Origin of the sequence: Polymorphospora sp. NPDC050346 (genome assembly GCF_040655695.1) — a bacterium.
Lineage (GTDB): Bacteria > Actinomycetota > Actinomycetes > Mycobacteriales > Micromonosporaceae > Polymorphospora > Polymorphospora lycopeni.
Genome location: NZ_JBFAKM010000079.1, coordinates 1 through 10,713, shown reverse-complemented (window position 1 = coordinate 10,713; position 10,713 = coordinate 1). Strand labels below are relative to the sequence as shown.

Genomic DNA, 10,713 nt, shown 5'->3' with positions numbered 1-10,713 from the left:
GCCGGTCAGGCTACGGGCGTTCGACGTGCGTCGGCCGGTGGGGGCGGTGCTGTTCGGCCGGGCCCGGGCCCGGTCCACCACCTGCGTCGTACGCGACATCAGCGGTCCAGCAGCGGCTTGATCTGGGTGCAGACGCCGGTGAGTACGGTCCGTACGTCGGCGCCGGGCTGCCACAGCGGGTCGAGCGCGGCCCGCACCGCCTGGCTGATCTCGGCCTGCCCGGTGTGGCTCGGCTTCACCACGCCGGAGGAGATGCCGTCGATGACCACGCTCTGCAGCTGTTCCGGCTTGAGCAGCGGGTTGGTCTTGGCCAGGGTCTCGGCGGTGAGCTGCGACTGGCGCGGCGGCGGGAAGAACTGCGCGAGCTTCGCCGAGTTGGTCGGGTTGGTCAGGAAGGCCAGGAAGTCCGCGGCCACCTTCGCGTTGTCGCCCTTGCGCAGTACGCCCATGCCGCCCTGGCCGATGACGGCGTAGTCGCCGTTCGGGCCGGCCGGCAGCGGCACCAGGTCCCAGCCGAACTTCTGGTCGGCCAGCAGCGACGCCCGGGAGATCTGGGTGATCGTCATGCCGGCGTCACCGGCGAAGAAGTCCGCCGTGGTGCCAGGGGCCGGCAGCGCCTTGTCGGTGAAGATCGCCTTGTGCAGGAACGTCATCGCGTCGACCATCGGCTGCTGGTCGAAGCCGCAGGTCTTGCCGTCCTCGCTCCACGCCTGGGCGCCCCATCCGGTCCACACCGTCGACAGGTTGTCCCAGCCCTTGTAGTCGAAGTCGCGGATGACCAGCCCGGCCTTGCCGGTCTCGGCGTTGACCGCCGAGGCGGCCGCGACCGCCGTGTCCCAGGTCCACCGGCCGGCCGCGATCAGCTCGGCCGGCGTCTCCCGGCCGGCCTTCTCGAAGAGGTCGGTGTTGACGAAGACCCCGAACGGCGAGGTCGAGAACGGGTACGCGTACAGCTTGCCCTCGTCCTGCCACAGCTTCGTGGCGGCCGGGGTCAGCTCGTCGAAAACGTACCCGTCGGTGCCCTTGAGGGTGTCGTCGAGCGCGACCAGGGCACCCGACGAGACGAAGTCCGGCGCCGAGTTCTCGAAGATCCAGGCCAGGTCCGGCGGGTTGCCGCCGGCGATCTGGGTGGTGAGGGTGGTGGTGTAGTTCTCGAACGGGATCGGATCGAACTTGATCTCGGTGACGTTCGGGTTCGCCTTCTTGTATTCCTCGGCGATCTCGTTGAACAGCGCGAGGTGCGCCTCGTTCGCCGACCAGGTCGTCATGCGCAGCGACACCGGTCCGTCGCTGTCGCCGGCGTCGCCGCCGCCGCACGCCGTCAGGCCCAGCAGCGCGGCCAGTGTCACCGCCGCCGTCAATCTGGCTCTCATCAAACCCTCCCTCAGTAGCCGGCGATGTCGGGCCAGTGCAGCTCGACGCCCTCGCCGACGAGGCGATTCTGGAAATCGGCCAGCAGGCCGGGAGTGTCACGTACCGCCCGGGGGACGACCCCGCGCTCCAGACAGAAGTCCGCGAGCATTCCGGCGACCTCGCCGACGTTCCACTCGACGGGGTGCAGGCGGTACGAACCGTTGGTGATGTGGGTGGTGCCGATGTTCTTTCCGGCGGGCAGGAGGTTGTCCATGCGCCGGGGGATCAGTGCGCCCAACGGGATCTGGAAGGGGCACGAGGCGACGTCGACGTAGTTGTCGCCGCCGGTCGACGGGTGCAGGTCGATGCGGTACATGCCGACGCCGACCGAGTCGGGGTAGATGGCCGCGCCCTTGTCGCCGCGTACGTCCAGCGACAGGTCCTGCTCGACCACGGTGTATTCGGCGCGGATCCGGCGCGACTCGCGGATGTACGGCGCCTGGGCGAGTCCGTCCGCGCTGCCGGTGACGTCGCCGCGCAGCCGCAGGCCGGGGAAGCCGGTGCCGCCGTCGGTGCGCGGCGCCTCGGTCTGGAGCCAGTAGAGCACCGACCGGGACAGCTCGCGGGCCGCCGCGAAGTGGTGCGCCGGGTCCGGTACGTCGATCACCGGGCTCTCGAAGTAGTCGATCATCGGCCAGTTGACCAGGCAGATGTCGCTGTCGTACGCCCCCTCGCGGAACAGCCGGCGGGCCGCGATCCGCCGGAACGTCCACAGGTTGCCGTCGCCGGGGTTGCGCCGCTGGTCGGCGTCGACCAGCAGCGGGTCGTCGTCGGGATTCGGGGTGAAACTCCGCTCGGAGATCTCCAGCGTGCGCGGGTTCGGGGAGCGGAACGACAGCATCCGGTCGCCCCAGAACGCCGGCTGGTAGTCCCGCCAGAACGAATAGCGCTCCGGCCGGTCGATGGTGTGGTCGCCGTCGACGTGGTCGACCGCGAAGCACACCGACATCGCCTGCATGTTGGCCGGCTGCGCCACGTCCGGCGCGCTCGGCTCACCGGTGTCGGCCCGCGACTCGAACCCGGTGACGTATTCGGTGCCGGTCAGCGGCAGCAGCTCACCGGTCTCGGTCGCGTCCAGGACGTACCCGGCCGTCACCACGATCTCGTCGGCGCCGTCGCGGTGCGCGACCGTCACCGCGGTGACCCGGTCGCCGTCGACGGCGGCGGACACCGGCCGGTACGGCTGCAACACCCGCAGCCGCCCGGATCCCCGGTACGGCGCCAGCATCGACTCCAGGACGGCGACCGCCACCCGTGGCTCGTGGCAGAGCCGGCTGACGTGGCCGGCGCCCGGGTTCAGGTCCCGCCACGCCCGCGCGCGGTCGGTCAGCGGGTAGTAGCGGCGGTAGTAGTCGCGGATCCCGTCCCGCAGCGCCCGGTAGCTCGAGGTGATCCCGAAGCGCTCCACCCAGCTGTGCTCGTCCGGCGGCACCGCCTGGCTGGTGAGCTGGCCACCGAGCCAGTCGAACTCCTCGGTCAGCACCACCGAACGCCCGGCGCGCAGGGCGCCCAACGCCGCCGCGACCCCGCCGAGACCTCCGCCGACGACCAGGATGTCGGCTCGCATCTCCCGCAACGTGCTTCCCTTCACTTGGTGGACCTTCCCGACCCGGCCGGCGGCGCCAGCGTGGCGCCGTCGACGGGTTCACAGGACAGCAATCTCTGGATCTCGCTCCGCCCGGTCGGCTCGAGGAGGGTGGTGAGGACTTCGACGGCCTGCCAGCCCATCTGCCGGCGCGGGATCCGGAAGCCGGAGAAGTCGATGTCGGTCGGTGCCGGCCGGGTCGGGTCGCCCAGCGCGAGGATCGACAGGTCGCCGGGGATGGACAGGCCGCGCTCGCGGGCGAGGCCGGCGATGGCGGCCCCGTCGGCGTACTCCTCGACGAAGGCGGCGGTCACCCCGGCGTCCAGCAGCGCGTCGAGCAGGTCGGCGGGGGAGCGGTCGGCCGTCGGCTCGTGCCGGGTGGTCACCCCGGTGGCGGCCACCGCGGCGGTGAAACCGCGCAGCCGGTCGGCGTGCGACTCCGGCGCCGGGCGCCGGTCCGGGCCGGTCGGGCCGTCGCCCTGTCCGACGTACGCCAGCCGGCGGTGCCCGACCCCGACCGCCCGGTGCACCAGGGCGGCCGTGGCGGCGGGGTAGTCGGCGCCGACGTACGGCACCGGGCCGCCGGCGTCGTCGCGGCGGCCGACGGAGACGAACGGCAGCCCTTCGGCGACCAGCCGGGTCAGCTCTACGTGGTCGAGCGACCGTCCGAGCAGGACACAGCCGTCGGCGAGCCGGAGCCGGTTGTCCTCGTGGAAGACCCGGCGCCGCCCCTCGACCACCGGGGCGCTGGTGAACAGCAGCAGGTCGCAGCCGAGCTGTTCGGCGCACTGCTCCATGCCGACCAGGAACGGGTGGTAGAAGTCGCCGGTCCCGGTCGGGAACACCGGCTCGTAGGTGAAGACGCCGATGATGCGGTTGTGCCGGGCGGCCAGCCGGCGGGCGATCGGGTCGGCGACGTAGCCGGTGCTGCGGATCGCCTGCAGCACGCGGTCACGGGTCTCGGGCGCGATCCGTACGTCGGCGTCGGCCCGGCCGTTGAGCACGAGGGACACCGTCGCCTGGCTCACGCCGGTCATCCGCGCGATGTCCTGCTGCGTCACCCGTCTCCGCGATGCGGTCACGTTCCGTACCCGTCCGTTTCTCTGCTAATACGCATTAGTTACGTCGAGATGAAATCCTGCGGTCCCGGATCGTCGGCCGTCAAGCCCTCAGCGGCAACTTTTTCTCCGCGAACCTGCCTTGATAATTCGTATTAGCGTCTTGACGGCGCCATCGACGGGCGACGAAACTCAGCCATCACGAGCGGGTCCGGGATGGACGACCAGGTCACTGAGGGTGACGGTGGGTCGGCGTGCCCGCCTGCCCGCACCAGGCAAGTCCTTGATCGACGAGCGTCCCCTCACGATCGGAGGCACCACCATGGACCATCACCCCCGACCCGACGCCGGACCGGCCGTGCCGGACCCGGCCGGCGGCGCGGCCGTCCCGGGCGAGCGGTTCGCGCTCCGCCGCCGGGGCCTGCTGCGGGGTGCCGCGCTGCTCGGCTCCGCCGCCGCGGCCGGTGGCTTCGGCGGGCTGGCCGCGGCCGCCCCCGCCCACGCCGGGCCGGCGGGATTCCCCAACTACCGCTACGTCCGCGACGCGTTCGCCGGCCCGCTGCGCTACAACCCGACCGGCGAGATGATCTTCCCCTGTGTGCGTGGCGTCTACGACAAGATCAGCAACGCGCGCGGGCGGTACTACCTCTACTACGCGCCGCACGACGCGCCCGGCGGGATCTGCCTCGCCTATGCCGACCGGCTGGAGGGGCCCTACACCGAGTATCCGAACAACCCGATCATCAACCGGTTCCTGCAGGGAAAGGCGACGGTCAGCCACGTCTCGTCGCCGCACGTGGTCTGGAACGCCCCCACCCGCGAGTTCTACCTCTACTTCCACGGCGAGAACCACACGACCCGGGTCGCCCGCTCCCGCGACGGGATCAACTTCACGGACATCACCCCGATCCTGAGCACCCGGCTGGTGCCGAACACCACCGAGACCTCGTACGCCCGGGTCTTCGAACACTCCGTGGCCGGCAAGGGCAACCGGTACGTGATGCTCTTCATGGGCGCCCACACGATCCGGCCCGGCACCCGGAAGATCTTCTGGGGCTGGTCGCCCAACGGCTGGGACCAGTGGCAGTTCGCCCCCAACCCGCTGGTCTCGCCGGCCGGTGACGGGCTGACCGACATCGCCGCGCCCCACCTGCTCAAGCGCAACAACACGACGTACGTCGTCTACCACGGCAACGACGGCCGGATGCGGCTCACCGAGGTCGGCAACAACTTCGACCGCGAGGTGCACCTCGGCGTCTTCCACACCCCGATCGCCTCCGACAACGGCCGGGTCGCCTCGCCCGCGTTCGGCACCGACGGCGGCGTGTCGTACATGATCTACGAGGCCGGCCCCCGCCTGGGCGCCCGCATCTGCGTCGCCCGCGCCGTCTAGCCCCCGATCACGGTGATCAGGGACCGCGTCGCGCGTGTCGTCGGCGCGGCGCGGCTCCCGGTCCCTGATCACGCGGATCAAGATGCCGGCTCCGACCGTTTCCGCCCCGGCGGGTCGGGTAAGCGAGCGCCCGTACCCGCTGGTCCGCCGCGCGGACCCGCAGCGGATTGGGGGACGGGATGGCGGACAGCATCGCCAGGTTCTTCGAGGGACTCAACCACCACGGGCACGAGGCCCGGCTGGAGAAGCTGAACGGCACGGTGCGCATCGAACTGCACGACAACGGCCACTCCGAACACTGGCTGGTGACCGTGAAGCGGGGCGAGATCACCGTGACGCGGGAGGACCACGTCGCCGACGCCACCATCTACGCCTCGCCCGAACTGTTCGGGCGGATCGTCCGGGGCGAGGCGAACGCGATCTCGGCGCTCCTGCGCGGCGAGATGAGCAGCGCCGGTGACCTGCAACTGGTGGTCCGGCTCGAACGGATCCTCCCCGGCCCGCCGGACGCCCACGGCCCGTACCGGCGCACCGAAGCCGGGAGGGTCGCGTCGTGACCGAGGAGAACCTGGTACGCATCCTCGACGGCAGCACGTTCGTGGTCAGCGACGGGCGGGGCGACATCGAGGCGACCCCGACCTCGCCGACCGGGTTCTTCGCCCTCGACACCCGGTTCCTGTCGAGATGGGTGCTGACCATCAACGGGCAGCGGCTCGACGCGCTCAGCGCCGACGACCTCCAGTACTTCGAGACCCGGTTCTTTCTCGTCCCGGGCACCGCCACCCACTACGTCGACGCCGCCCTGTCGGTCATCCGGCAGCGGATGGTCAACGACGGGTTCGACGAGGAACTGACCGTACTCAACCACACCCAGGATCGGCTCGACCTCGACGTACGCATCGACGCCGGCTCCGACTTCGCCGACCTCTTCGAGGTCAAGGACGCGGTGGCCAAGAAGGGCAACTACTACCGGCGGATCGAGGACGGAAAGCTGCGGCTGGGGTACGAGCGCGAGCACTTCCGTCGCGAGACGGTGCTGTGGGCCAGTGAACCCGCCGAACTCGACGACGACGGCATGACGTTCCGGATCGGGATACCACCCAACGGCCAGTGGCACACCAGGATCCGGGTGGTCGCCGAGACCGTCGTACCCACCGGGCACGACCTGCGGATGGGACTGCAGGTCCACGGCGGCGAGAAGCGGGCCATGGAGGCCGACCTCGCGGAGTTCGTGGCCCGGGCGCCGACGATCTCCTGCGAGAGCGAGGCGCTGGCCAGCACCTACCGGCGCAGCCTCGTCGACCTCGCCGCGCTGCGGTTCGCGCCGATCTCGATGCCCGGCCAGGCACTGCCCGCCGCCGGCCTGCCCTGGTTCATGACGATGTTCGGTCGGGACAGCATCCTGACCAGCCTCCAGGCCCTGCCGTTCGTACCTGAGCTGGCCGCGACCACGCTCAAGGTGCTCGCGATGCTCCAGGGCAGCCGGCTCGACGACTTCCGCGACGAGGACCCGGGCCGCATCCTGCACGAGTTCCGGTACGGCGAGAGCGCCGCGTTCGAGGAGCAGCCGCACTCGCCGTACTACGGCTCGGTCGACGCCACACCCCTGTTCGTGGTGCTGCTCGACGAGTACGAACGCTGGTCCGGCGACGCCGACCTGGTCCGGTCGCTGGAGTCCGAGGCGCGGGCCGCGATCGCCTGGATCGACGACTACGCCGACCTGGTCGGCAACGGCTACATCTGGTATCAGCGACGCAACGAGACGACCGGCCTGGAGAACCAGTGCTGGAAGGACTCCTGGGACTCACTGTCCTATCGCGACGGCACACTGCCCGGCTATCCGCGGGCCACCTGCGAGGTCCAGGGGTACGCGTACGACGCGAAGCTGCGCGCCGCCCGGCTGGCCCGGCTCTTCTGGAACGACCCCGGCTACGCCGACCGGCTGGAACGGCAGGCGATGGAGCTGAAGGAGCGGTTCCACGAGGACTTCTGGGTCGCCGACGGTGAGTACTACGCGCTCGCGCTGGACGCCGACGGCCGGCAGGTCGACACCCTGACCTCCAACATCGGGCACCTGCTGTGGAGCGGGATCGTCGACGAGCGGTACGCGCCGAGGATCGCCGAGCACCTGCTCGGGCCGCGGCTGTTCAGCGGCTGGGGGGTGCGGACCATGGCCGAGGGGGAGGTCCGCTACAACCCGATCGGCTACCACACCGGCACGATCTGGCCGTTCGACAACTCGTTCGTCGCCTGGGGCCTGCGCCGGTACGGCTTCAGCGAGGAGGCGGCCACGATCGCCGAGGGGATCATCGACGCGGCGCAGTTCTTCGCCGGCCGGCTGCCCGAGGCGTTCGGCGGGTACGCCCGCTCGCTGACCCGGTATCCGGTGGTCTACCCGACGGCGTGCAGCCCGCAGGCGTGGTCGACGGGAACCCCGATGCTGTTGCTGCGTACGATGCTCGGCCTGGAGCCGCACGAGGGGCATCTCGCGGTCGACCCGGCCCTGCCGACCGGCCTGGGCCGCCTCGAACTGCTCGACATCCCCGGCCGGTGGGGACACGTCGACGCCTTCGGTCGGGGCCGGATCGACGTGACCGACCGCCGCCCCCTGCGCGAGACGCACGGCGGCGCCGTCACCTGACAGCCCTTCCCGCGATCTTGCAGTTGTCTCCTCCTTTTGTCCGTTGTGGAGGGCGACAAGTGCAAGATCGCGGGGAGACCGGGAGGCGGGTCAGGGCTTCAGGTGCTGGGCCACGGCGTCGGGCAACGGGGTCGTGGGGCGGCCGACGAGGCGGCTCAGGTCGCCGCTGTCGGTGTGCAGGTCGCCCCGGGCCAGGCCGGCGTCGCTGTCGGCGAGCATCCGCGCCACCGGCTCCGGCAGGCCGAACCCGGCCAGCGTACGGGCGTACTCGTCGACCGGCAGGTCGCGGTAGGCGACCTCGGTGCCGCTCTGCCGGGTCACCTCGGCGGCCAACTCGGCCAGCGTGAACGCCTCGTCGCCGCCGAGTTCGTAGACCTTTCCGGCGTGCCCGTCCCCGGTGAGCACGGCCACCGCGGCGGCGGCGAAGTCGGCACGGGTGGCGGCGGAGACCCGGCCCTCGCCGGCCGCGCCGAGGATCACGCCCTGCGCCACGGCGCCGGCGAGGTCGTAGTTCTCGAGGTACCAGCCGTTGCGCAGCAGCACGTACGGCAGCCCGGAGGCGCGGACCAGGTCTTCGGTCGCCTTGTGCTCGGGACCGAGCGGCACGCTGGTGGTGTCGGCGGCGAGGATGCTCGTGTACGCCAGCAGCGACACCCCGGCCGACCTGGCCGCCTCGACGACGTTGCCGTGCTGGCGCAGCCGCTGGCCCAGTTCGTTGCCGGAGACCAGCAGCAGCCGGTCGGTGCCGGCGAGGGCGGCGGCCAGGGTTTCCGGCCGGTCGTAGTCGGCCTCGCGGACCTGGACGCCACGGGCGGCGAGGTCGGCGGCCTTCTCCGGGGCGCGGACGGCGGCGACGATCCCGGCGGCCGGTACGCCGCGGTCGAGCAGCTGTTCGACGACGAGCCGGCCGAGATGGCCGGTCGCTCCGGTGACAGTGATCATGTGGAGCTTCTCCCGATAGGTGGCGGGCCGGCGGGGCTCGCCGGGCGCCTCCCAAACGATTGCACTAACTTTTCGAAAGTGCAAACCTTCGGGGAGTATCGTCGGGACCATGAGCAGCGCCCCGCCAACGGCCGCGTCGGTCGACCCGGACGACGCGCTGATCTGCGACGTCTTCACCCGAGCCTGCCCGTCCCGGGCGATCATGGAGAACATCGTCGGCAAGTGGGGGGTGCTCGCGCTCGCCGCGCTGCACGACGGCACCTACCGCTTCAACGCGCTGCGCCGCCGGGTCGACGGGGTGAGCGAGAAGATGCTGGCCCAGACGCTCCAGAACCTCGAACGCGACGGGCTCGTGCACCGCGAGGTGCAGGCGACCATCCCGGCCCGGGTCGAATACAGCCTGACGCCGGCCGGCACCCGGATCGCCACGCAGCTGGTCAACCTGCTCGAGCTGATCGAGGCCGAGGCGCCGGGGATGATCGCGGCCCGCGCCGACCAGGAGCCGGCAACCTGACCCGGTCACACCGGTCGACGGACGAAAGCCGGCCGGTGGTGACCGCCTGATCGGTCACCACCGGCCGGGGTTCAGCGGGCGAGATAGGTCCGGTGCAGCTCGGTGAGGATCCGCGCGCGGTCCCGGTCGCCGGCCTCGGCGAGCTGGTCGAGGAGCAGGCCGGCGAGCGCGGAGAGGCCGACCAGCAGCTCGGCGACCGCCCGGCCAGGTTCCGCCCCGGTCAGCGACTCGCCGACCACCCGGTGCAGGGTCTCCCAGTAGAGCGCCGGGTCGTCGCCGGAGGTGACGTACGCCGTGGTCAGCTCCAGCGCCGGCGGCAGGAGCGTGGCGATGACCTCGTCAGGGGTGGCCGGAGGCATCAGCCCACCGGGCGGGTGGCGGCGACCGCCGCCGCGTAGCGGGCGCTCACGTCGGGCCAGTTGACGACCTCCCACATGGCCTTGACGAAGTCCGGCCGTACGTTGCGGTATTGCAGGTAGTAGGCGTGCTCCCAGGCGTCGAAGGCGAGCAGCGGCACCGAGCCGACGCCCACGTTGCCGTGGTGGTCGTAGACCTGCTCGACGATCAGCCGCTTGCCGAGCGGCTCGTAGGACAGCACGCCCCAGCCCGAACCCTGCACGGCCGTGGTGGCGGCGGAAAGCTGCCCGTGGAACGCCTCGAACGACCCGAAGTGCTCGGTGATCGCGTCGGCCAGGTCGCCGTCCGGGCGGTCGCCGCCGTCCGGCGACATGTTCTGCCAGTAGAGCGAGTGCAGGACGTGCCCGGAGACGTTGAACGCCAACGTCTTCTCCAGCCCGACGATGCTCGAGAAGTCGCCCGTGTCGCGGGCCTCGGCGATCCGCTCGACCGTGTCGTTCGCGGCCTTCACGTAGGTGGCGTGGTGCTTGTCGTGGTGCAGTTCCAGGATCTGGCCGTTGATGTGCGGCTCGAGCGCGGCGTAGTCGTAGGGCAGGTCCGGCAGCGTGTACGTGCTCACGGAAGCGGTCTCCTCGTCGGTGTGGCCAGATGCCATCTTCTAGTAGTTGCCAATTATAGGCAAGAAGAGCCGTCCGGATACGCGAACGTGGGCGCCTCCCGTGTATCGGGAGAGCCTCGCTCCGGTCTTCGCCCGCAAGCAGAACACCCAGATCACACCGGGCATCGCCTGGTACACGCGGGCATCGCGAC

The 10,713-nt window shown here is 70.9% G+C and carries 10 protein-coding genes; 4 read left to right on the top strand and 6 right to left on the bottom strand.

Annotated features, from left to right (window positions below; translation table 11 throughout):
- Window positions 1–98: 98 nt before the first annotated feature.
- The 3 genes from AB0I42_RS36760 to AB0I42_RS36750 are packed head-to-tail and all read right to left on the bottom strand — an operon-like array spanning window position 99 to window position 4,059.
- Window positions 99–1,373, bottom strand: a complete 1,275-nt coding sequence (locus AB0I42_RS36760) for a sugar ABC transporter substrate-binding protein (protein WP_357544398.1) — start codon at window positions 1,371–1,373, stop codon at window positions 99–101.
- A gap of 11 nt (window positions 1,374–1,384) precedes the next feature.
- Window positions 1,385–3,004, bottom strand: coding sequence for an FAD-dependent oxidoreductase (locus AB0I42_RS36755; RefSeq protein ID WP_357544397.1), 1,620 nt, complete (start codon window positions 3,002–3,004; stop codon window positions 1,385–1,387).
- Entirely contained in the window at window positions 3,001–4,059 is a 1,059-nt protein-coding gene (locus tag AB0I42_RS36750) for a LacI family DNA-binding transcriptional regulator (RefSeq protein WP_357544396.1), read from the bottom strand. The genes AB0I42_RS36755 and AB0I42_RS36750 overlap by 4 nt, the downstream gene beginning before the upstream one ends.
- A 319-nt stretch (window positions 4,060–4,378) precedes the next feature.
- On the opposite strand from AB0I42_RS36750, the gene AB0I42_RS36745 reads away from it, so the two are divergent.
- From AB0I42_RS36745 to AB0I42_RS36735, 3 genes are all read left to right on the top strand, one after another.
- Window positions 4,379–5,449, top strand: a complete 1,071-nt coding sequence (locus AB0I42_RS36745) for a hypothetical protein (RefSeq protein WP_357544395.1) — start codon at window positions 4,379–4,381, stop codon at window positions 5,447–5,449.
- A gap of 179 nt (window positions 5,450–5,628) precedes the next feature.
- Complete coding sequence (locus tag AB0I42_RS36740; RefSeq protein WP_357544394.1) at window positions 5,629–6,006, top strand: SCP2 sterol-binding domain-containing protein; 378 nt, start codon at window positions 5,629–5,631, stop codon at window positions 6,004–6,006.
- Complete coding sequence (locus AB0I42_RS36735; protein WP_357544393.1) at window positions 6,003–8,090, top strand: glycogen debranching N-terminal domain-containing protein; 2,088 nt, start codon at window positions 6,003–6,005, stop codon at window positions 8,088–8,090. Before AB0I42_RS36740 ends, AB0I42_RS36735 begins: the two co-directional genes overlap by 4 nt.
- A 90-nt stretch (window positions 8,091–8,180) precedes the next feature.
- On the opposite strand, the gene AB0I42_RS36730 is transcribed toward AB0I42_RS36735, so the two are convergent.
- A complete protein-coding gene (locus tag AB0I42_RS36730; RefSeq protein WP_357544392.1) occupies window positions 8,181–9,032 on the bottom strand; it encodes an SDR family oxidoreductase in 852 nt (283 codons plus the stop codon).
- Between the two features lie 109 nt (window positions 9,033–9,141).
- Here AB0I42_RS36730 and AB0I42_RS36725 point away from each other — a divergent pair, with 109 nt between their 5' ends.
- Window positions 9,142–9,546, top strand: coding sequence for a helix-turn-helix domain-containing protein (locus tag AB0I42_RS36725; protein WP_357544391.1), 405 nt, complete (start codon window positions 9,142–9,144; stop codon window positions 9,544–9,546).
- A gap of 71 nt (window positions 9,547–9,617) precedes the next feature.
- Here the strand turns inward: AB0I42_RS36725 and AB0I42_RS36720 are convergent, their stop codons facing one another.
- Together AB0I42_RS36720 and AB0I42_RS36715 are read right to left on the bottom strand one after the other, a co-directional pair.
- Entirely contained in the window at window positions 9,618–9,905 is a 288-nt protein-coding gene (locus tag AB0I42_RS36720) for a hypothetical protein (RefSeq protein WP_357544390.1), read from the bottom strand.
- Window positions 9,905–10,522 (bottom strand): superoxide dismutase, encoded by a 618-nt coding sequence (locus tag AB0I42_RS36715; RefSeq protein WP_357544389.1) that lies wholly within the window; start codon window positions 10,520–10,522, stop codon window positions 9,905–9,907. The genes AB0I42_RS36720 and AB0I42_RS36715 overlap by 1 nt, the downstream gene beginning before the upstream one ends.
- Window positions 10,523–10,713 lie beyond the last annotated feature (191 nt).

Bases quoted from the DNA above. Each gene is read 5' to 3' on its own strand.
- AB0I42_RS36760 (WP_357544398.1), bottom strand. From the start codon at position 1,373: ATGAGAGCCAGATTGACGGCGGCGGTGACACTGGCCGCGCTGCTGGGC.
- AB0I42_RS36745 (WP_357544395.1), top strand. From the start codon at position 4,379: ATGGACCATCACCCCCGACCCGACGCCGGACCGGCCGTGCCGGACCCG.
- AB0I42_RS36740 (WP_357544394.1), top strand. From the start codon at position 5,629: ATGGCGGACAGCATCGCCAGGTTCTTCGAGGGACTCAACCACCACGGG.
- AB0I42_RS36730 (WP_357544392.1), bottom strand. From the start codon at position 9,032: ATGATCACTGTCACCGGAGCGACCGGCCATCTCGGCCGGCTCGTCGTC.
- AB0I42_RS36725 (WP_357544391.1), top strand. From the start codon at position 9,142: ATGAGCAGCGCCCCGCCAACGGCCGCGTCGGTCGACCCGGACGACGCG.
- AB0I42_RS36720 (WP_357544390.1), bottom strand. From the start codon at position 9,905: ATGCCTCCGGCCACCCCTGACGAGGTCATCGCCACGCTCCTGCCGCCG.